Origin of the sequence: Streptomyces sp. NBC_00582 (assembly GCF_036345155.1) — a bacterium.
In the GTDB taxonomy this organism is placed as follows: Bacteria; Actinomycetota; Actinomycetes; order Streptomycetales; family Streptomycetaceae; genus Streptomyces.
In genome coordinates this window covers 2,508,279-2,528,921 of record NZ_CP107772.1, presented here as the reverse complement: position 1 = coordinate 2,528,921, position 20,643 = coordinate 2,508,279, and the positions used below count along the sequence as shown (strand labels likewise).

Below are 20,643 nucleotides of genomic sequence, written 5' to 3'. Positions count from 1 at the left end.
GCACGTCAGGGCACGACGCGGGGAGCGATGGAGACCAGGGAGCAGTTCGCGTTGGGGCGGCACTGCACCGCGAGGGTGATCGAGCGGTCCTCGGCGCCGGCCCCGCCCTGCTTCCAGGCGATCTGCTGCTTGCCGGTGACGGTGACGGCGTAGATGTACGCTTCGGTGATCGCGTCAGGGTCGTCGGCCAGGGCCTGCTTGAAGGCCGAGGGGTAGTGGGCCTCGGAGACGTTGGCGGTGGCGTACTGGTCCTGATCCGCCATCCGCGACCACAGCACCGGATCGGGTACCTGCGCGGCGATCGACGGCCAGTCGGCGTACTTGGTCTCCGCCGTCAGCCACGCCTTCATCCCGGCGAGCTGTTCACTGCGGCTGGTAGTCCGGGTGTCGTACGACCACACCATCGCGGCGGCTGCCTTGGCGAACGCGACCGGGTCTGCGAGCGGCGGAGGCTTGGCCACCGAACCGGCCCCGGCCGACGCCGTCGGGCCGGCGGGCGCCGAGGCGGTGCTGCGTGCTCCGGCTGGAGTGCGGGTGTGGCTGGTGCTGTTGCTGGTGCGCCCGGTGAACAGGGCCACGGTGGCGGCGAGGGCGAGCAGCACGGTGAGGCCGATCGCGATGACCGTGATGCGCTGCCGGGTGGACCAGCCGAGGCCGTAGCCGGACAGGGAGGGGAATCGTTTCGGCATCAGTGGACTTGCGACCCCAGGGCGGAGAAGAACGCGACGATGCCGTTGGCGGCGCCGAGGCCGAGGGCGGCGCCGGCCGAGACGACGGCGCCCTTCTTGCCGTTGGCCTCGGCCTGGTGGCCGCCGGTGTGGTGGCCCCAGGCCCACACGCCGAGCGAGACGGCGAGCGCGCCGACCACGGCGACGATCGCGAACAGGTTGATCGAGTTGACGACGTTCTTCAGCACGGCCAGGCCGGGCAGGCCACCGCCCGAAGGCGTGATGCCGGGGTCGTAGGCCAGGTACTGCACGGTGTCGAGCAGATGCAAAGGTGCTCCTTGCGCGCGCCGAGGCGACGCGCGAATGACAAGAGAAGGGGGAGGGAAGCGGACAAGCGGCTCGGTCCTGCCGATGGGCCGTCTCCAGGGGAGTGAGGGAGCGGCTCAGGGGGCGGCGCCCTCGCCAGGTGCCGGGGCCAGTCGTGCCGGTGCTGTGCTGGTGAGACGAGCATGCGGGGGCTGCGCGCCCCGGCCGGGGGTCAGATGACGCGGCGGGCGGCGAGGACGTCCCAGTCCGCCAGCGGCGTGATCCGAACAGGCTTGCCAGTGCGGGGTGCCTCGATCGCGAGACCCGAGCCGATATACATGCCGACGTGCTCGGGGCGATCGGCCGTGCCGCGGGAGAAGATCAGGTCACCGGGCTTCAGCGCCTTGGGGGAGACGGCCTTGCCCTCGTTGACCTGCGTGTACGTGGTGCGGGTGAGCGTGATGCCAGCATGCGCGTACGCCTGCTGGGTCAGCGAGCTGCAGTCGCAGCGGCCCATCGGGTCCGGGCCGTGCGGCGCGGTGCAGGTGCCGCCCCACTGGTACATCGTGCCGAGCTGCGCCATCGCCCACTCGATCGCCTTGCGCGCCTTCGGATCGGCGTCCTCGGGGATCGAGTAGCCCTTGGGCACGGAGCCTTCGGGGATGGTGCCGTACCCGGAGCCGTCCTCGGCCGCCGTGCAGGACTCGGTGCTGGAGGTGGTGTCCGTGTCCGTGCTGGAGGCGTCTGGGAAGGTGGCGGCGATCGCCTTTTGCAGGGCGGTCGCCAGCTCCTCCCACTGCGCGTAGGCGTCGGGGTAGGCGGAGCGCTGCACGGCCTGGGCGGCCTGGGTGACGGTCATTTGCTGCCAGCCGTCCACCGCGAGCAGGTGCTTGTAGAACTGGGTGGAGGCATAGACAGGGTCGTGGATCTCCTCGGCGGTGCCCCAGCCCTGGCTCGGGCGCTGCTGGAACAGGCCGAGCGAGTCGCGGTCGCCGGAGCTGAGGTTGCGCAGCCGTGATTCCTGCATCGCCGTGGCGAGCGCGATGATCTGGCCCTTCTTCGGCACGTTCAGGCTGATCCCGGTGGCCACGATGGTGCGGGCGTTGGGGATCTGCTCCTCGGGCAGGGACAGGCCCTCGACGTGGACGTCCTTGGCGGACGCGCCGTTGAGGATCTTGGTGACCTGCTCGACGACGGCGTCGGTGTCGACGTCGCCCACGCAAGCGAAGGACGAGTAGGTGGTCTGGGCGGCCTCGCTGGAGCTGGCCATCAGCATGGCCGTGCCGGCGAGGAGGAACGGGGAGAGGACGAAGACGCCGATGCCGGCGGCTATGCCCTTCAATCCGGCTGGCCTCCCGGCGGACGGCTATGGTCTGGCGGCGGGGCGCCTGTGGGCAGGGGAGGGTAGAGCGATGTCAACGGTGTCCTTGGAAGCGAAGTCCTGGCCGCGCCTACGCAGGAGTGGAAAGGGGGCGGGCGGCCGGGCTGGGTGAATCGGGATGCCTGCGCAACGGGGCGAGTTGCACCTCACGCCGTTGCGGGGCGTTGGGTCAGGTGTGCCGGGACAGGGGGAACCTCCACGAGGGCAGGGGTAAGGGAGTGGGCCATCGGCGGTCTCCGCCGGGCAGTCCCTAAACAGTAAGCGCGGATCCCCGGTTGCCGAAATCGTTCGTGATCAAGGCTTGATTCCGGGGCTTTTGGCGGACGATAGCGCTCAACCGGGGATCGTGCCCTACAGTTTTGGTCCCTCCCCCTTGCGCCCCCGTCTTCCGTCGGCCGGGCCTTGTCGCGCCCGAATGCCGACGACGGGATCACGGTTGCAGGTCCGGAGGCTTTCCCGCCCTCTTCACCGACCCGAACTGGGGTACCTCTTTGCCTTTTTCCCTGCACCAGGGCGACGCACTCAGCGTTCTCGCCGAACTGCCGGACAACTGCGTCGACTCCGTCATCACCGACCCGCCCTACAACTCCGGTGGCCGGACCGCGAAGGAGCGCACGAGCCGCAGCGCCAAGCAGAAGTACACCTCCGTCGACGCCAGTCACGACCTGCCCGACTTCACGGGTGAGAACATGGATCAGCGCAGCTACGGGTTCTGGCTGACGCAGATCATGACCGAGGCCCACCGGCTGACCAAGACAGGCGGCACGGCGCTGCTGTTCACCGACTGGCGCCAGTTGCCGATCACCACGGACGCGATCCAGGCGGCCGGATGGCTGTGGCGTGGGGTGCTGGCCTGGCACAAGCCGCAGGCCAGGCCCCAGAAGGGCCGCTTCACCCAGAACTGCGAGTTCATAGTCTGGGCCTCCAAGGGCGCCATCGACGGCTCCCGCAACCCCGTCTACCTGCCGGGCCTCTACAGCGCCTCGCAGCCGTCCGGCAAGGCCCGCCAGCACATCACACAGAAGCCCGTCTCGGTCATGCGTGAGCTGGTGCAAATCGCTCCGCCGGGCGGCACCGTGCTCGACTTCACCTGCGGCTCCGGCTCGACCGGCGTGGCCGCACTGCTGGAGGGCCGCGATTTCATCGGCGTCGAGAAGACCCGTCATTACGCGGAAATCGCCGCCGACCGGCTCACTGAGACGCTCCAGCAGACCCTGACCCAGGGCGACCTCACCCTCACGTCCTGACCGCCGCCTCGATGCCCGCAGCGGCCCGCCGAATGCTGCCCAGGTGTCTTTCTCTCTAACCGGCAGAGGCGTTGTAGCACGCAAGTCCCGGTTACCGAAACCGGGGATCGTCCGGATGGTTGGAGCCGAAATCCCATCCATCGGCTGCGCCTGCAAGGAGACCCCCTTTCGTGCCTGAATCCATAAACACCCCGGACGACGGGGAGATGGAACCGGTCCGGCTGCCGGAATCCGATCTGGAGAGCATCGAGGCGAAGGTCCGCAAGCTGCTCGATCAGTCGGAACAGCAGGCCCGGCAGCTCGACAGCCTGTCCTCCGCACCTGGCCCCTCACCGTTCGCCGCCTATGGCATGCCGGGATTCGCGGGCATGGCCCTGCCGCCCGCTCCGCCGGAGCCACGGCCGATCCTGGAACTGGACGGCGAGGAGTACGAGGACGAACTCGACGCCCTCACGGACTGGGTGAATGACTACTTCCTCCGGTATGGCTCGGAGGTCACCACCGCGGCGCCCTGGTGCGAGCAGTGGCAGGAGCACGAGGACGTCGTGGCCTGGCTGCACTCCCTGTGGCTGGCCTACCAGCAGCACAGGGAACCCGAGGCGGGCCTGTCGGGCATGTTCGTGTGGCACCGCGATTTCCTCACGCACGCCATCGCCACCGTACGGGCGCCCGGCGGGCCGCTGTCGGCGTGCATGACGGACCCGGACCGGCCCGCCCACCGCCTGCTGCCCGGCCCGAAACCCTCCTCCCGCTCCTCCAGTGAGCCGGAGGAGGACGTCCCTCCAGGCCAGGCCGCATGACTGGCAGCCCCGAGGCACGGCCGGCCTTCGGCCTGTCCTTCGACCCCCGTGCCCTGACCGACCTGCTCCAGGCCCCGGAAGACATCCGCGATCTGGCACTCGCCCAGCTCCAGGACGTCGTCAACGCCCGGCTGTTCGGAAGCAAGCTCGAACGCGATCTCGCCGGCTGCCGAAAGCTGTACGTCGATCACCGCAACGAGTGGCGCATCGTCTACGCCCAGAGACCGGCGCCCGCGAACTCCACGCACCGCACCGAGATCCACGTGGTGGCCGTCCGCCCGCGCGCCAAGCATGACGTGTACGACACCGCCCGCGCCCGCCTCGGCATCGCCCGGCGTCCAACGGGCGCGCGGACGTATGCCGCCCGCACCCGCTCCCCCCAGCTGGACGCGCACCAGCCGATCCCCAAGCCGGGCCCGCCGCCGAACGCGGTGCCCGGCCTTCCCCACCCCGCACCCACAACACCACTGAAGGGCCCCGTTCGTTGACGCAGTTCCCCACTCTGATCGACCAGGTCGCCACTGCCGTCCTGGCGCCCGTCGCGGCGACCGAGAACCCGCACCACCGCGCCATCCTCGACGTGTTCACCGAGGTCCAGGACCTTGACCGGCAGCTCGTCGCCCTGTCCGGCGACAAGCTGCCCGAGGGCGTCAGCGTCGCCGAGCAGCTGGAGAAGCTCACCGACGTCCTCGTCGAACGCATGGCCGCGGGCGCCGAGCTCAACGCACTGCTGTCCACCTCGTGTTGCTGCGCCGCTGCACCCGAGGTCGACGACGAAGACGACGCGCAGGATGTCCAGGACGAGGCGGAGGATGAGGACGCCGACTTCCTGTCCTGCCCGAGCCGGCCGAAGACGATCGTCCACGCCTGCCTCGACGTCTTCGACGCCGTCGGCGACCCGGACACCATGGCCTCCGCCGACCTCACCCATTGCCTGCAGGACCTGCCGGGCGACGCCGAGGGCCGCTGGCCGTACGCCGACCTCACCCAAGGCCGTCTCGCCGAGCTCCTGGCTCCCTACGGGGTCCGCACCCGCGACACCACCGGCCACGACGGCCGCCGCTACAAGGCTTACCGGCGTACCGAGCTGCTGGACGCACGGGCGGGCTGCTCCTGCTGACGCACCCCGCTCTCGCGCGCACGCGACGGGTGACGGCCCGGGACTGGCACCTGGTCGATGGCTTCCACCAGCACTGCTCGCAGACGAGCCTGCTGCGCCGCTGGGGCCGAACCCGCTTCGCGCGCCGCGACCTTTCGCGGCTGCTCGCCCATGCGGAGTGCTGGATCGGGCTCGACGCCGACGAGGAACCGGTCGGCCTCGTCTGCGTCGGCCCCGTCAGCGGCCAGGAGGGCGTCGTCGACCTTGGACTGCAGGTCGCCGACGCCCGCCAGTGCCAGGGCATCGGCACGGCGCTGGCCCGGCACGCGGCCGACGCCGCCCGCTTTCGGGGCGCTCACACACTGACCGCGTACACCCAGGCGTCCCACACGGCCGTGATCCGGATCCTCGACCGCCTGGGCCCCGCCCGGCACGTCCGCGACGGCCCGTACGTCGAAGTCCATGTAGCCCTCGATCCAAACTCCCCGGACCGTCCCGGCTCGCCCCAGGCGGCTACCGGATGACCTCTGCATCCCCTTCCGCGTCGACGACGCGGGTGGTGACGTCCCTCGATCACCGCATCGAGGCAGCGGTGGGCTGCAGTATCGAGCAACTGTGGCAGCACCGCGAGCGTGACCTGCTGGACGAGGCGCAGACCCAGCTGGCCGATGCCCACCGCGACCTGGTCACAGCAGAGCGAGCGGTGGCCTTCCACCGCCTGCTGCTGGCCCGGCTGGCCTCGGGAGAGTTCCCGGTCGATCAGGTCCTGTGCGCGCGGATCGACCGTACCGTCGGCCAACTGTCTCAGGCTGTCGGCGAACGTGACGCCCAGCAAGCGAAGGCCCAGGCTGCGTTGGAATCGGTGGAGAGGGCCGCTCGTACCCAGCGTTCAGGGCCGGTGGAGGAGTTGTCCGCGCCGGATCACGCAGCCCTGCTCGCCATCGCCCAGGGCGCCAAACTGCGCGAACACCTGCTCACCCAGCGCCTGTCGGTCGTGACCGCCTCCGGCACCAGGGTCGCCTACCACCAGTTCCAACGTTTCGAGACCGCCGGGCTCGTCGTACGCGACGACTCCCACCCGCTGCACGCCGGGCAGCCCGTCACCCTCACTGAGGCCGGCCGCTCACTCCTCGCCGCGCCGCGACCGCCTGGACCACAGCCCGTGCCGCCTGTGCGGCGGGCTGGTGCCTGGCCGACTGCGTCCACCCCTCGGCGCTGAACGCCTCAACGGCCCAGTCGCGCAATTCCGTTCCTGTCTTCGATCCGAAAGCATCGATGCCCACATCCACCCCGGACTTCCGCCTCGACGACTACGAGGCCGTCAACGACCGCGTTGACGAGCAGCTTTGGCAGCACATCGCCAGCGAGCACGACATGCTCACCGTCCTGGCCGAGCACCACACCAGCGACGACCAGCACAGCTTCTACGTCCTGCACAACGGGGCCGTCACCTGGGGAATCCCCGGCGAGCCCCAGATTGTCGCCCTGCACCTCAAGCGCGACACCGCCACGCGCACCTTCCGCTTCGCCCACGCCGAGCTGCCCCTGCCGGCCATGGCCCAGTCCTGGCTGATCGCCCGCGGCTGCCCCGAGGAGAAGATCCTCCTGCCGCAGGGCATCGGTACCACGCCCGCTGACGACGCCACCCGGGCGCTGGAGGAGCGGTTGCGCCGCGACGGCGACCACTTTGCCCTCCTGACCAGCTACACAAACGACAGCGAGCCCGTCCAGACCACCGTGCTCCTGCGCGCCCTCGACGAGAGGGCGCCCGTGCCGTTCCGGGTGCTGCTGGAAGAGGCCGACACCGGCACCTTCACGCACACGCTGCGCGAGGGCGGCTTCGCCACCTTTGAGGCCGCCACGACCTGGTGGGAGGCGCACTGGAGCGGCGAGGACATCCCGCTGCCCGCCCCCGCACCATCCGCCCACCATACCACGCTGCCCGCGGCTCCGGCACGCCCCACGCCGCCGCGCGGCCCGAGCCGCTGAGCCGAATACGAGAACTCCCCCCGGTGTCACGCCATTTCGCGCCGCAACGGATGCCCTTCCGCGTATGCGAGTGCGGAATATAGCAGCACATCCCCGGTTACCGAAACCGGGGATTCTCCGGACTCTTGAACTCGGCCCGCACGGGATCTGTCCGGGCCGGTTCCTGCATTTTGCCTTCCCTTCAACGGAGTCCAATTCCCCATGCGCTCAACCCGAATAGCCGTCTCGGCGACGCTTCTCGGCGCCCTCGCTCTGCCCCTGGCCTCCGTGACTACTGCGAGCGCCGCACCCGCCCAGGTGCCTGCCTCGATGGGCAACCCGTCCTGCACCGGCCCGGGACCGTGGGTGGTCGGCACCAAGGCAGTCACCGTCCGCTCCAAGTCGTCCGCCACATCCACCGCCGTCGGGATTTTGTACCGGGGCCACAAGTTCACCGTGCATAAGACCAGCGGAAAGTGGCGCTACATCACCGATCGGACGACCGGCGTCAAGGGTTGGGTCTCCGCCACCTACGTCTACCGCTCCGTCGGCATGTGCCTGGACTAGCCAGAAAGCCGCCCCGGCCAAGTCCGTTCTGAATCGCCGCCATCTGTCAGGCGGTTGGGCCGTGAATTTGTCAGCCCTGTTCCTCGAATACCCACGGAAAGGAGCTTTGCTGTGCCCGATGTCGACGATGTGCTGGGCGTGCTCACCGAGCAGATAGAGACCCGCTTCCAGATGCCGATCGACGAGCTGCGCCAGGCTGTATCCGCCGCCCCCCAGGCCAGCCCGGAAGCCGCAACGATCGTGCGCTGGCACGGCCTGCTCAGCGAGGCCCAGCAGGTACTGGATGGGGCCGAAGACGTCCTTGCCGAAGCCCTCGCTCGGCACGTGGAGGCTGTGCCCGACGGTGAGTTCGTCGAGCTGCCCGAGCACGTCATGCAACTCGCGAACACGGTGAACGTCGCACACACCGTGCGGGATGGACGCGCCATGACGGTGCGCCACCTCCTCGACCCCCAGGCGATCGGAAACCGCACCGCGGTGTGGCGCTCCCCGGCGCCACGCCGGGGCCCGGCCCTGCCGACCACCGCACCGTCCCTGCCCGCCGCCGGCCAGGCTCCCGTACGCGGGGCGGTCCGATGAGCGTGATCGAGAAGACCTCCACGCAGGACCACCTGCTGGAGCAGGCGTTCGGGGTCCCGGTCCGGGAGCTGTATGCGCAGGCGACAGGGCCCGACGCGTCCGCGGCCCTGGTGCGCGCGCTGGAGCTGCGCGGCTTCCTGGCGGTGGCCGAGGAGCAGGTGGCTCGGGTGCGGGACCGCGTGCATCAGGCCACCGCCGCTGACCGGGACATGAACGAGCTGTCCGCCGACGAGCTGCGCTTCGACGCCCAGTGGCTGGAGGCCGCCCTGTCCGGACGCGACGGCTATGTCACCGCCCTCGGCGAGCTCCTGCGGACCATGCCCGAGCAGGTCCAACGCCCTGGTCGGCCGGTCCAGTTCGCTCAGCGGAAGATCACGGCCGTTTCCTCGCCCGCCCCGGCGCCCCCGCGCGCCGGGGCAGCGCGAGCCCACCGCCCCTGAAAGTCCCACCAACGTTGCCCCAGCCCCCTGCCAGCGACTCGCAGCGGATCGCCGGGCGTATCGAGGACCTCTACGCCAAGCCCCTGGTCGACCTCGAAGCACTCGCCGAGGCCAATCCCGAGGGCAGCATGCTTGCCGCCCTGATCGGCAGCCTCACCGACCTGCAGTTCGCCGAGCGCAACATCGCCTTCCAGCTGAAGCGGCTGCGTGAACTGGCCCACCAGGAGCGTCAGATCGGCCCCGTCGAGGCCGTTCACATCCTCGATTGCGCCCGTCGGCTTGCCGACTCCGTCGCCACTCGCGACGCCCACACCAAAACCCTGAAGGGCGTCCTGGCCAGCCTGCACCGCGTCCCCACCCCGGACCCGGAACCCGAGCCGGGCCCGGCCCCTTGCACCGCACTCGTTGCTGCTCCCGCATCTGCTCCCGCGCGTGCTACCGCCCGCACCCGCTGACCTTCCCGCCCCCGCTTGAGGAGTTCCCCTTTGGCCGCCACCGGTCTGCCCCGCACCACCCGCACCGATCTCGCACGCGTCACCGAGGCCCTGGAGATGCTCGCCCCTCGCTGGAGCGTGTGGACGCTGATGACGCTCGCCGAACAGCCGCTGCGCTACAAGGAGATCCAGTCCCAGCTGTCGTGGCTGCAGTCAGGCCAGCTGAACCCGAGGCTGCGCAGGCTCACCGACTCGGGCCTGATCGAGCGCACGGAACACGCTCGCAATCACGTCACGTACGGCCTGACGGCCCGTGCCGCCGAGCTGCTGCCCGTCCTCACGGTCATCGCCGCCTGGGGGGACGAACACCTGGAGAAGGGGTTCGTGCGCAACGCGCGCACGGGCGAGACGGAGCCCGAGCGGATCGCCGCGGCCCAGAACGCCGAGGACACCATTGCCCTGATCAGCCCGCGCCACGCCACCGCGATCCTGTGGGCGTTGAAGGCGCGCGGGGTGGCGAGTGCGAAGGCTCTGGCCGCCGAGGCCATGCCCACCTACGGGCTGCCCGCCGTTTACCTGCCGCTGGACCGGCTGGTCGCCGACGGCCTGGTCGTCAACTGCTCTACGGCCTCGGGCGTCGGCGAGTACCAGCTCACCGCGACCGGCCGGGCCCTCGCGCCCGTCTTCCAGAGCCTCTCGGCCTGGGCGGCCGGACGCCCGCTCGAAAGCGCCGGCGCCCACCCGCTGTGGGGGCAGACACGCGCCTCCGCCCGGACCCGGTCTGGGCCGTGGCTGACCACGCAGACCCGTATCCCGGCCCCAGCCGCCCCGGCCGCACCATTGGCCACTGCTCCGGCGTGGCGGGCCGGCGACCTCTTCTCCCATCAGACACCCGCCCGTCCCCTCCAGGTCTCCCCGGCAGGAGGCCCGCGCCGGTGACCAGCACTGCGATCCTCAACCACCCGCACATGGTCCGCGTGATCAGTGCCCTGTCCCTGCCGGCCCTGGTCCGGCTGGTCAGCGAGATCGATGACAACGGGCCCATCAGCCACCGCCGCGGCAGTCTGCAGAGCGCCTTCGGTGACCTCACCGTCAACCAGCTGCGCTACGCCATTGACGTCGCCCGCGAGCTCGGCCTGGTGCACGCCGATCCCCAAGCACCGACCCGCTACCGGCTCACCGAAGCGGGCGAGGATCTGGCCGGCGTGTACGACATGGCGGCTCGCTGGGCCCGCACCCACCAATACCCGAGCCCTACCAGCGGCTTCGTCACCCGCGTCCAGCACACCCTCAAGCTCCTAACCCAGCCGACGGCAGCCGTACGCGACGCCGACCGGCCGCACAAGCCGGCCGTGCTGGCAACCGGTCACCCAGGGGCCGAAACTGACGCCGACGGAGCCTTGTTGCCCGACGCTGCCAAGGCGGCGCTGGCCGAGTGGCTCCAGACGCATCCCCACATCCTGCGCTCGACCGCGCCCCGCTCATCCCATGCGGCGCAGGACCTGGAGTGCGCTGCGTGAGATCCCGTGTCGGACCCCGGCACGCGCGCCGAACGGTCCCCACCCTGTTGCGCGGCATCTACCTGCCGCGCAGCATGGACGCCGCCGCGTTCGCCCTGACGACGTACGGCATCCCCCTGCTGGTCCTGGCCACCACGAACTCCGCGGCCTTGACCGGGCTGGCGTTCGCCCTGGAGTGGATTCCCCGCCTGGCGGCGTTCGCGCTGGCCGGATCCCTGGTCGATCGACACGGCACCACTCGTGTCTTCTGCCTCGCCTCAGCGGCGCGGGCGCTCGTGGTGGTGACCGCGGCGCTCGTGCTGCCGCATCAGAACGATCCTGTCGCCGCCACCGTCACCGTTCTGCTGCTCGCCGCCGGTACCGGCGCGCTCACCGAGTTGTCCTACGTCGCCGCTGAGACCGCAGGTGCCGTGGCCGGCCGCGATGCCGGCGCGCGTGCCCACCGGGTGCAGGCGGTCCTGCTCGGCATCGACCAGACGGCGACTCTGGTCGGCCCCGCGCTCGCCGGACTGCTGCTCCACTTCACGGGCGCCACTGGAATGCTGACCGCGATCGCCTGTTTCTCCCTCCTCGGCTGTGCCCTCGTTCCCCGCCGGAGATTCCACGAACAGGCTCGCGAAGCAGTCACCGTGCGGAAGGGGCTGCGTACCGGCTTGTCGACACTTCGGTCGCTGCCCGCACTCAGCTGGCTGGTGACCGGCCTGACCCTGTCCAATCTGGCGGTCGGACTCCTGCAGGCCGCCGCCCCGGTGATCGTGGTCAAGCAGCTCGGGCACACCACCGCCGACGTGGGCCTCATCTGGTCCGCCGCCGCCGTCGCCTCCCTCGCAGCGGTCGCCGTCTGCCGCAAGGCCATCGACCGCTACGGCCTGTGGCCGGTGGGCGCCATCTCCGCGGCGATCGCTACCACCGCATGCCTGACCATCTCCCTCACTGACACCTACAGCGCCTTTCTCGCACTCACCGCTGTCCTCATGGCCGGCGAAGGCGGCATGACCGTAGTGCTGCGTACCCTGCGCACCCACCTCATCCCGCCACCGGTGTTCGGCGCCACCCTCTCGCTGACCATCCTGCTGCTCCTGCTGCCCTTCCCCCTCGCCGGAATCCTCGTCGCCGCCGTACCGCCCTCACTGCTCGGCCACGTGATCACCGGCTGCGCCGTCATGCAGGCCCTCGGCCTCGCCGTCACCTTCGCGCGCCTGCGCACTGTCCCCGGTCTGCGCACATCCTTCGCCTGACTCCCGGCCGGCTGCTGCCGACCGCTCGTCCTCACGGAGACCACCTGATGCCCACGCCCCACGCCTGCGCCCACCAGCACCCCGGGCGGGCAACCCGTCCATCGCACCGCGCGGGATCGAGGCCCACGATCACGGACCGGTTCCTCGCTTTTGACGCCCAGCACCCGTACGTCTACCGGGCGTTGGAACGTCTGACGGCCCAGCGGCTTGCTTCCGGGGCCACCCGCATCGGGCTCAAGGCCCTCTTCGAAGACCTGCGCTGGCAGCTGCCCGAGGGCATCCGCGGCCTCAACAACAACTTCACCGCCCTGTACGCGCGGAAGCTGATCGCCGATCACCCCCACTGGGCCCCGGCCTTCGAGCTGCGACGCCGGCGAACTCCCTGATCCGCCCCGCAGCCCAGCTCTCGACCGTCTTCTCTCTTCCCCCTGTTTGGAGCCCTGCTTGCCCTCTCGTACCGGTAACCCGGTCATCCTGATCGTTGCCGCTGCGGACATGGAGGCCGAGGTGTACCGCGGCTTTTGCCTTCGGAACATCGCCGCTCACTACGACGTGGTCCTCATCACCATCGTCGAACCGACGTGGGAGCGCGCCTTCATCACCGACTGGGAAGTCGCCGACCCCACGGACCAAGCCGCCCTGACCGAGGCCGGCCAGGCCCTCGCCGAACGCCATCGCCTGGCCGGGATCATGACCTGGACCGAGTGGTACCTCGTTCCCGTCGCGCGCCTCGCCCGCCGGCTCGGCCTGCCCGCCAACCCTCCCGAGGTGATGCAGGGCTGCCGCAACAAGGCCACCGCACGCGCGCTCTTCGCCCGCCACGGCGTTCCCTCGGCCGCATCCGCCAGTGTCCGCACCGTTGAGGAGGCCGCGCAGGCCGCAGCACGGATCAGCTACCCGGTGGTCCTCAAGCCCGCCGCGCATGCAGCCAGCATCGGCGTGATCCGCGTCAATACCCCCGGCGAACTGCCCTCCGCGTACGCGATCGCCGCCCGGACGGCAGGACGTGGCGTGGAGAGCCGCGAGGTCCTGGTCGAGGAGTACCTCGACGGGGACGAGGTGAGCGTTGAGTGCGCCACCTTCCAGGGACAGACCACGGTGGTCGCCGTCACCCGCAAGACCGTCGGCCTGGAGCCCTACTTCGAGGAACTCGCCCACGTGGTGGACGCGGCCGACCCGCTGCTGGCCACCGTGGCCCCGGCCGCCGAAGCCGCGATCGCCGCGCTGGGCATCACAGGCGGGATCAGCCACGTCGAGATGCGCCTGGTCCACGGCCGTCCGCGGCTGATCGAGGTCAATGCGCGCCTCGCCGGCGACCTGATCGGCCGCCTCGTCCACTTCGCCACCGGCGTCGACCTCGCCCGTGCCGCCGCCGACATCGCCTGCTCACGCGCCCCCGACCTGACGCCCACCCGCGACGGGGCTGCCGCCATCCGGTTCGTCTACCCCGCCTACTCGGGCCTGCTCACCGCCTGCCGTCTCACCGACGGCTTTGCCGAGCAGGCCGAGGGACTGGAGCAGGTCCGCTTCCAGAGGCAGGTGGGCGAGCAACTGGTGCTACCGCAGGACGGCGGCGATCTGTTCACCGCCCGAATCGGCTTCCTGATGACCACCGGGCCGACCGCCGCCGTCGCTCAGGCGCGCGCCCAGGAGGCGTACCGCAACCTGAAGGTTCAGATCATCCCCGATGCGCAGGAGGATGAGGCTGGAGAGGGTCTCGCCGCGTGAGCGGCACCGTGGCGACCGATCTGGTGCGCAGCCGCCGTCTGCTGATCGGGTACTTCGCCGGTCTCGGTGTGGTGATGGCCGTGTTTGGCGCGCGTATGCCCGCCGTTCAAAAGAGTGCCGGCTTGAGCACCGCCGAGCTCGCCCTGGTCCTGCTGGCCGCTGCCCTCGGCATGGTCGCCGGCCTCCAGATTGGAGGACGCCTCGCCCACCCGGCACGACTCCCCGCCCTGCTGATCGGCGGCGCCATCGGTCTGGCCGTCTGCCTCGCCGCCCTCGGCGCCTGCCGCAGCCTGGACACCCTTCTCGCGGTGGCGTTCGTCTTCGGCGCCGCGCACGGCGTCCTCGACGTCGCAGCCAACTCTTCGGCGGTCCGCTGCCAAAACGCCCACGGGCGCCCCATCATGGCCGGGCTTCACGCGAGTTACAGCCTCGGCGCCCTCGCAGGCGCCGCCGTGGCCGCAGCCACCGCGCACACCTCCCACACCGTCCTGTTCGCCGGCGTCGGGGCCATCGCCACGGCAGCGGCCTGCGCGACGACTCGGCTCACCCGCCGCGTTGCCGCCCCCGGACTCGAGCCCGCCCAGAACCCCGGCACACCCGACCCCAAGGAGCACGGGGGCTTGTCCCGGCGCCGATTGTGGCTGCTGGGCGCGCTGGCGGCAGCAACCTTGCTGGGCGAGGGGGCCGCCGCCGACTGGGCCGCCGTCCACCTGCACAGCCTGGATGCGACGGCCGGGACCAGCGCGGCAGCGTTCGCCCTTTACAGCGCAGCCATGGCCGCCGGACGACTCGCCGGCGACCGCCTCACCACCCGCTACGGCGCCCCCGCCGTCGTACGCACCGGCGCCGCCCTGGCCGCACTCGGCCTCGCCACCGGCCTGGCCGACTCCACCATCACCTCCGCACTCGCCGGGTGGACGGCCTTCGGCCTGGGCCTGTCGGTCACCATCCCCAGCCTGATCACCGCCGCCGGCGCCGGCGGCCCCCGCGCGGTCGCCACCGTCGCGGTCACCGGCTACGTCGGCCTGCTCGCCGGACCCGCCCTCATCGGAGCCCTCGCCACCCTCACCGCCCTGCCGATTGCGCTGCTGCTGCCCGCCCTCCTCGCAGCCGCCGTCGCTTTCCTGTCCCGCAAAGCCCTGGAGACTCCCGCCCCTTGACCAGCACTTCCCTTACGCCGACCCGCGCGGATGCCGTGATCATCGACTACAACGGTGTCCTGGGCCGACAGCCCACCTCCGCCATGTGGACCCGCCTCGCCGACCTCGCCGAGTGGCCCAGCGGGCAACTCGACTCCTTCCAGCACGCCTTCTGGGCGCCCCGGGAGGCGTACGACGCCGGAGAACTCAGCGATCTCGCCTACTGGGCCAAGGTCCTGGGACACCACCCCGGCGCACAGTGGCTGCGCACCCTGCGCACAGCCGACACCGCCATGTGGATCCGCACCGACGACCGCGTCCTCGACATCCTGCGCCGCGCCCGCGCCGCGGGGCTGCCCCTGGTGCTGCTCTCCAACGCCCCGCACTTCCTGAGCGACGCCCTCGATGCCACCGACTGGCGGCGCGAGCTGATGGCCGACGCCCTGTACTCGGCCCGCCTGGGTCTGTGCAAGCCCCACCCGGCCGCTTACCAACACGCCCTCGCGGCCACCGGCATCGCCGATCCCGGACGCGTGCTGTTCATCGACGACCGCGACGACAACTGCCAGGCCGCCGCCGAGCTGGGCCTGCGCACCCTGCACTACACCGGCCAACCCGCCGACTTGGCAGAGCACTTGCGCCCCGCTGGACCAGCTCTGTGCGCTTCCCAGTAACCCCGCGCGGCACCAGCCGCTGACCTCGCCTGCCCTCGCTCGACACCACCCCGACCCCAGGACCCCTGTGCCCGACACCGAAGAGATCGACGGCGACGTCTTCGTCTCCCCCCGCTACCTCGCCGGCAGCACCGCCATCGGCGACCCCGCTCTGGAGCCTCTGCTCGCGCTCGGCTTCGACCTCCGTAACGATGACCTCGGCAACGCCTACGTCACCGCACCCGACCACCGCATCCGACTCGGGTTCCTGCCCGAGGGAGACGACGACGGGCTGTGGAGGATCAACGCCTACCGTGACCGCTTCGGCCCGCCCGCGTGGGGCGTGAGCTTCAACGACAACTGCCCGACGGAGTTCGTCACCGCCTTCACCACCGCCCTCGCCGAGGCATACACCGCCGGCCCGGACACCTATCTCGCCCGACCCGACCTCAAGGACCCCGAGCTGGGCGCCTTCGACGCCGTGGTCCCGCTGATCAAGAATGGCTGGCAGTTCCAGCACCCGCGCTGGGGCGTGATGGAACTACAGACCCCCGACGGGATGGCCACCTGCGAATACACCACCGGTCGCCTCGACCCGGAGAAGGAACTCACCACCCTTCAGGCCCGCTGGCATCTGTGGGGCGGCCCGAAGAGCGGTCACGCACGCTGGTACGCCACCGCCTCCACCCACACACCGACCGCCCTGGTCAAGGCCATCACCCAGAGCGTGGCCGACCCAGCGCCCCTGCCACGCTGGAAGGACTCGCTGCTTCCCTGGCTGCGCGAATCCGCACAACTCACCGCCGTCACACCGCCCGCACCACCAGTACCCACTCCGCTCGACGTCCAGCGCGCCGCCGCCCGCCGCCCGCCGGCCCTCGGCACCCGCAGCATCCCTCGCTGGAGCACCACCAGCGTTGCCGCGGCTCCCGCCGCAGCCGGTACTGGCCCACGCCGCTGAACGATCCTTCCTTCCCACGCACGCCAGAAGGCAGTTTGTAAGTGTCCCTGCACGCCCAGCAGTTCTTCACCGAGCACCTCGCGATGCCCTTCGCCAACAGCGCTGTGATCGGCAACACCTACTACGCCACCCCGCTGCCCAACAGCCCGCTCAGGCTGCGCATCGACTTCTCGCGAACGATCGTCGCCAACGAGTACGGGGGCCTACGCCTTGCAGTCCTCCACCCTGACAAGGGTGAACTCGACGCCGTCGCCCTGACGTTCGCTGAGCACGGCACCTTCGCCCACCGTGATGCAGCCCGCAACACGCAACCGGGGCAGATGAGCTACGGCACCATCAGGGTCTTCGAGGATCGGCCGGACTGGGTGCCGTGGCAGGGCGCGCACGTCGCCAATCTGCGGGCGGCGATTGAGCAGTACACGGCGGTCTGGTTCCCGGGCGCGTGGAAGACCGAGACCCCCGCACGCAGCCGGAGCCGTACAGCGCGCAACGTCCCCACCGCCCCGGCCAGCTCCCCAGCAACACGAACACGCTGACCCTTCCCGGACACGGAGACACATGGCCCCACCCCGCTGGCTGGCCCTCCGGCGCCGACCGCAGCCCGAGGCCACTCGCACCGCCGAGCCCGAGGCCCACTCCCTGCCGGTACCGCAGGGCCCCTGGCTCACTGACCCGGACTTCCGCGCCCGGCTGCGTTCCGCCACGCTGACCATGCTCGACCTGGTCGAGAACGTCATGGAAGACGACTTCACCCTGACCGAGGCCATCGACGGCTTCCGTTACCACGCCGCCGAGTTGCTCAACATTCCCGCCGAGTACGGCATCCTCGTCGAAGCCGAGGCCGCCGCCCAGATCGTTCAAGCCGCCGGCCTGCCCGCGGGCTCACCCTTCGGCATCTCCATCGCCCAGGGCCTGGCCCGCATCCAGACGCTGTCCGTCGAGGACCAGCAGAACCTCGTACGGGCTGCCGCCCGCCGCTACGCGATCACCGCTCCCACACACCGTCCGGCGCGAACCCGTCCGGCACCGCCCTCCCCCACGGGCCAGCAGTCCCGCCGCACCCGTTGACCGACCTCACTCGCTCGCTACCGACGGGCAGCCCTGCCCGCGTCCCACCACACAGGAGAGTTCCTACTTGCGCACCCGCTCTGCCCGCCGCCTTCCCGCCGCGACCATCACTGTCGCTGCCGTGACTGGCACGATGGCCTTGGCCCCCGCTGCCTCGGCGCAGACCCCCGAGCCGACACCGACTACCAGCATCACCCCGCTGAACGTGGCGGAGACCGGCGGCGTCACCATCCTGAAGAAGGATCCCGGAGGAGACGTTCTCCCCGGCGCCACGTTCACCCTGCTCGACTCCACAGGCCAGCAGGCCGCCAGCGGCAAGACCGACACCGACGGCCAGCTGGCCTTCAAGGACCTGGCCCCGGGTGTCTACCGGCTTAAGGAGGTCTCCAGCGGCAGCCCGCTGCATGACGTCGTCGACGACCAGGACGTCATCGTCACTCCGGGCGCCGACGCACCGCTGACGATCATCGACCCCTTCAAGCCCGCCTCCCTCCTGCTGAAGGCCAGGGACGGCAAGAGCGGCAAGCCACTGGCCGGATCCACCGTCAACATCGGAACCGGCGACAAGACCGTCCTCACACTCACCACGGGACCCAACGGCACGGCCACTGCCCAGCTGCCCGTCAACAGCCGCAGCGGCACCAGCTTCTGGGGCAAGCAGATCAAGGCACCCGCCGGGTACGACCTCTACAAGCCCTCGCGCACCTTCACCGCGAAGCCCGGCGACTCGGTCACCGTGACCATCACCAACGCCAAGACCGCTGGCACGACGCCGAAGCCCAATCCCTCGCAGAAGCCGTCCGACAAGCCGAACCAGGATGAGCCGATGTCGGACAGTCCAACTCTGGACACGCCTGGTAAGGACGGCAGCGCCTCCTCCCCGTCCGCCTCGGCGTCCGACGTCACGGTCGCGCGCCAGGCCGCATCGAGTACCTCGGCGCCAGCTGCCGAAGGCACGCTCGCCCACACCGGTGCCGACGCCACCCCATGGCTGCTCGGCAGTACCGGCCTCCTGATCGCCGCGGGTGGCGGCGCGGTCCTGGCAGCCCGCCGACGTCGTCCCGACGGCGACGTGTCCGAGGACTGACTGAACCTGACCCACGACGTGAGGCCCCAGGGATCCAAGCCGCGGCGGATTCCTGGGGCCTCACGCATACCCGGAATTCGTACCCTGCGACCTTGCCAGGCCCCATCGCCACTCGATCGAGCCCGAAAAATGTCTTGCCCGCACCGGTGCCTATGCCGGACGGCCGAGGCGGGTGCAGTGACACGGATTCCGATGGGGGCAGGTCACCCCTCCCGCGAGCGACTGCCGGGCTTGCCCTGCTGCTCTGCTACAGGTCACGGCCTGCGCGCCACGCGGACCGGCGGGCGCGATCCTTGTCGCGTAAGCATGTCGCCAGCCCGACGAACTCGTTCCTGGCCTCCTGCGGGTCGCGGCCCTCGAGCAGGAGCTCGGCGAGGGATGCCACCGGCCAGACGACCAGTACGCCATGTCGCGCGAAGTACACGGCGAGGGTTCGGATTCGGAAGGTGTCGGCAGTGTCGAGCCACGCGCCGGCGAGCAGCTTCCAGATGCGGCGCCGCGCCCGGCTGGTGGCGACGTCGGCGGTGACCACGCTCGCGATCTCCAGCAGGGTCGCGCCGTCCGGGCCGTCGAGGACGAAAGTGTGATCGCCCCAGTGATCGAAGATCACCGGACAGGTGGTGCCCCAGGGCGTACCGATGGGCGGATCACCGGCCAGGCGGCGCATCTGCTCCAGGGCACCCGAGGTGATCAGCCGCTGTGTGAGGGCCAGGGGATCGGCGATCGCCTCGTTGTGCGCGCTACGGTGCAGTTCCTCAACGCTCGGAACGTCCTCTCGGAACACTCGGAACAGCGGATGTTCGATGCTGTTGTTGCGGTAGGCGTACTGAAACGCGGCGAGGATCCAGCACAGCCGGGCCAGGCCCCGTTCCGGCCCTGGCCCGCCGAGCCGTCCGAGCGGGGCGTGCGCGGCAAAGTAGTCGCGCATCCGGTCGAACAGCTCGCCGAGCACCGGTTCGTCCGGCAGGCCGGGACGCGAGAAACCGCGGTGTCCCCGCTCTGCGGAGGTGAACACCATGCCGACTGTCGCCCCCGCGTCGCGTGCCGTCTTGAGGTCGATCCAGCCGCTCGGTGTCGGACGCATGTCCAGTGCCCGCTCGCGGCGGTCCTCAGGTAGACCAGCATGGGTGGGGTAGCGTGCCGCCTGGGCGTCTGCCCAGGAGCGCGAGACAAGCCCGGCGCCAGCCAGTCCCAGCAGTGCCGCATAGGGTGGGGCGGGCTGGATCAGTGCGGCCAGGCGCAGCGTGAAGGCCCGGCCGGCCTGGCTCCAGTGATGCCGGTCGACTGTGCCCTCCGGGCGCGTGACGAAGCAGTCACGAACCTGAGCCGCCATGTGCCGGGCTGCCTCGGACGAGCCGGGCAGCCGCGCCTCGCACCAGTCACTCAACTCACCGTGGTACAGATGTGAGACGACCGACATGCGGTGATTCTACGATCATCGGCCAGCGCGACGGGAGATCGCCGGTTGCCCGAACTACCTTGCGGTATGCGTTGGTTAGCGATCCTTTGGTGACGTAAACGAGCTGCCGCGGATCGTCGGTTACGCCGGCCGTGAGGAGGATCTGCCAGCCCTGCACCGCGCGCAGCCCTGTGGATAACCCTGACCGGGCCCGTTCAAGTCGCGGGCCCAGAGACCGCGCCGTAGACCGGACGTAGGCAGTCGGCCAAATGGATCAGGGCGGGCTCCGGCCCCGTAGGTCGGCAAGGCTGGCCCAATCGATGCGGTAGCACCTACAACAGGCGCTCGGCGTCACCCCGAC

General features: G+C 70.4%; 26 protein-coding genes. 22 read left to right on the top strand and 4 right to left on the bottom strand.

All coding sequences use genetic code 11. The features are described 5' to 3' along the window. Positions 1-5 precede the first annotated feature (5 nt). From OG852_RS10920 to OG852_RS10910, 3 genes are all read right to left on the bottom strand, one after another. On the bottom strand, positions 6-689 hold the full coding sequence (locus OG852_RS10920; RefSeq protein WP_330347783.1) for a hypothetical protein: 684 nt from the start codon (positions 687-689) through the stop codon (positions 6-8). Next, on the bottom strand, positions 689-997 hold the full coding sequence (locus OG852_RS10915; protein ID WP_067033593.1) for a DUF6112 family protein: 309 nt from the start codon (positions 995-997) through the stop codon (positions 689-691). Before OG852_RS10915 ends, OG852_RS10920 begins: the two co-directional genes overlap by 1 nt. 209 nt (positions 998-1,206) lie before the next feature. Then, the gene (locus OG852_RS10910; protein ID WP_330347782.1) at positions 1,207-2,316 is read right to left on the bottom strand and encodes a C40 family peptidase; all 1,110 of its coding nucleotides are present in this window, start codon (positions 2,314-2,316) and stop codon (positions 1,207-1,209) included. Positions 2,317-2,846: 530 nt separating this feature from the next. On the opposite strand from OG852_RS10910, the gene OG852_RS10905 reads away from it, so the two are divergent. From OG852_RS10905 to OG852_RS10800, 22 genes are all read left to right on the top strand, one after another. Beyond that, positions 2,847-3,602, top strand: a complete 756-nt coding sequence (locus tag OG852_RS10905) for a DNA-methyltransferase (RefSeq protein ID WP_330347781.1) — start codon at positions 2,847-2,849, stop codon at positions 3,600-3,602. 206 nt (positions 3,603-3,808) lie between these two features. After that, on the top strand, positions 3,809-4,402 hold the full coding sequence (locus tag OG852_RS10900; protein WP_330351428.1) for a DUF4913 domain-containing protein: 594 nt from the start codon (positions 3,809-3,811) through the stop codon (positions 4,400-4,402). Continuing rightward, positions 4,399-4,890 carry a hypothetical protein gene (locus OG852_RS10895; protein ID WP_330347780.1) on the top strand — a complete coding sequence of 164 codons (492 nt, stop codon included), beginning with the start codon at positions 4,399-4,401 and terminating at the stop codon, positions 4,888-4,890. The genes OG852_RS10900 and OG852_RS10895 overlap by 4 nt, the downstream gene beginning before the upstream one ends. Continuing rightward, complete coding sequence (locus tag OG852_RS10890) at positions 4,887-5,522, top strand: DUF3631 domain-containing protein (RefSeq protein ID WP_330347779.1); 636 nt, start codon at positions 4,887-4,889, stop codon at positions 5,520-5,522. The genes OG852_RS10895 and OG852_RS10890 overlap by 4 nt, the downstream gene beginning before the upstream one ends. Positions 5,523-5,551: 29 nt before the next feature. Continuing rightward, entirely contained in the window at positions 5,552-6,025 is a 474-nt protein-coding gene (locus OG852_RS10885; RefSeq protein ID WP_330347778.1) for a GNAT family N-acetyltransferase, read from the top strand. Continuing rightward, positions 6,022-6,720 carry a hypothetical protein gene (locus tag OG852_RS10880; RefSeq protein WP_330347777.1) on the top strand — a complete coding sequence of 233 codons (699 nt, stop codon included), beginning with the start codon at positions 6,022-6,024 and terminating at the stop codon, positions 6,718-6,720. Before OG852_RS10885 ends, OG852_RS10880 begins: the two co-directional genes overlap by 4 nt. Before the next feature lie 56 nt (positions 6,721-6,776). Continuing rightward, positions 6,777-7,490 (top strand): hypothetical protein, encoded by a 714-nt coding sequence (locus OG852_RS10875; protein WP_330347776.1) that lies wholly within the window; start codon positions 6,777-6,779, stop codon positions 7,488-7,490. Between the two features lie 201 nt (positions 7,491-7,691). Next, positions 7,692-8,036, top strand: coding sequence for an SH3 domain-containing protein (locus OG852_RS10870; RefSeq protein WP_330347775.1), 345 nt, complete (start codon positions 7,692-7,694; stop codon positions 8,034-8,036). Positions 8,037-8,147: 111 nt separating this feature from the next. Continuing rightward, positions 8,148-8,615, top strand: a complete 468-nt coding sequence (locus OG852_RS10865) for a hypothetical protein (RefSeq protein WP_330347774.1) — start codon at positions 8,148-8,150, stop codon at positions 8,613-8,615. After that, positions 8,612-9,055: a hypothetical protein gene (locus OG852_RS10860; RefSeq protein ID WP_330347773.1), complete on the top strand. Its 444-nt coding sequence runs from the start codon at positions 8,612-8,614 to the stop codon at positions 9,053-9,055. The genes OG852_RS10865 and OG852_RS10860 overlap by 4 nt, the downstream gene beginning before the upstream one ends. Before the next feature lie 14 nt (positions 9,056-9,069). Then, positions 9,070-9,510, top strand: a complete 441-nt coding sequence (locus tag OG852_RS10855; RefSeq protein ID WP_330347772.1) for a hypothetical protein — start codon at positions 9,070-9,072, stop codon at positions 9,508-9,510. Positions 9,511-9,540: 30 nt separating this feature from the next. Then, positions 9,541-10,428, top strand: a complete 888-nt coding sequence (locus OG852_RS10850) for a winged helix-turn-helix transcriptional regulator (protein WP_330347771.1) — start codon at positions 9,541-9,543, stop codon at positions 10,426-10,428. After that, positions 10,425-11,009 carry a hypothetical protein gene (locus OG852_RS10845; protein ID WP_330347770.1) on the top strand — a complete coding sequence of 195 codons (585 nt, stop codon included), beginning with the start codon at positions 10,425-10,427 and terminating at the stop codon, positions 11,007-11,009. The genes OG852_RS10850 and OG852_RS10845 overlap by 4 nt, the downstream gene beginning before the upstream one ends. Continuing rightward, positions 11,006-12,247 (top strand): MFS transporter, encoded by a 1,242-nt coding sequence (locus tag OG852_RS10840; protein WP_330347769.1) that lies wholly within the window; start codon positions 11,006-11,008, stop codon positions 12,245-12,247. The genes OG852_RS10845 and OG852_RS10840 overlap by 4 nt, the downstream gene beginning before the upstream one ends. Before the next feature lie 47 nt (positions 12,248-12,294). Continuing rightward, positions 12,295-12,633, top strand: a complete 339-nt coding sequence (locus tag OG852_RS10835) for a hypothetical protein (protein WP_330347768.1) — start codon at positions 12,295-12,297, stop codon at positions 12,631-12,633. Between the two features lie 109 nt (positions 12,634-12,742). Beyond that, on the top strand, positions 12,743-13,975 hold the full coding sequence (locus OG852_RS10830) for an ATP-grasp domain-containing protein (RefSeq protein WP_330351427.1): 1,233 nt from the start codon (positions 12,743-12,745) through the stop codon (positions 13,973-13,975). Positions 13,976-14,097: 122 nt separating this feature from the next. Next, positions 14,098-15,135, top strand: coding sequence for an MFS transporter (locus tag OG852_RS10825; protein WP_443064518.1), 1,038 nt, complete (start codon positions 14,098-14,100; stop codon positions 15,133-15,135). Then, positions 15,132-15,788 (top strand): HAD family hydrolase, encoded by a 657-nt coding sequence (locus OG852_RS10820; RefSeq protein ID WP_330347767.1) that lies wholly within the window; start codon positions 15,132-15,134, stop codon positions 15,786-15,788. The genes OG852_RS10825 and OG852_RS10820 overlap by 4 nt, the downstream gene beginning before the upstream one ends. Before the next feature lie 67 nt (positions 15,789-15,855). Further along, entirely contained in the window at positions 15,856-16,728 is an 873-nt protein-coding gene (locus tag OG852_RS10815) for a DUF317 domain-containing protein (RefSeq protein ID WP_330347766.1), read from the top strand. A 41-nt stretch (positions 16,729-16,769) separates the two neighbouring features. Next, positions 16,770-17,264 (top strand): hypothetical protein, encoded by a 495-nt coding sequence (locus tag OG852_RS10810; RefSeq protein ID WP_330347765.1) that lies wholly within the window; start codon positions 16,770-16,772, stop codon positions 17,262-17,264. Between the two features lie 22 nt (positions 17,265-17,286). Then, positions 17,287-17,796, top strand: coding sequence for a hypothetical protein (locus OG852_RS10805; RefSeq protein WP_330347764.1), 510 nt, complete (start codon positions 17,287-17,289; stop codon positions 17,794-17,796). 121 nt (positions 17,797-17,917) lie between these two features. Further along, positions 17,918-18,883 (top strand): MSCRAMM family protein, encoded by a 966-nt coding sequence (locus OG852_RS10800; protein ID WP_330347763.1) that lies wholly within the window; start codon positions 17,918-17,920, stop codon positions 18,881-18,883. Between the two features lie 247 nt (positions 18,884-19,130). Here the strand turns inward: OG852_RS10800 and OG852_RS10795 are convergent, their stop codons facing one another. Continuing rightward, positions 19,131-20,303: a hypothetical protein gene (locus tag OG852_RS10795; protein WP_330347762.1), complete on the bottom strand. Its 1,173-nt coding sequence runs from the start codon at positions 20,301-20,303 to the stop codon at positions 19,131-19,133. Between the last annotated feature and the right edge of the window lie 340 nt (positions 20,304-20,643).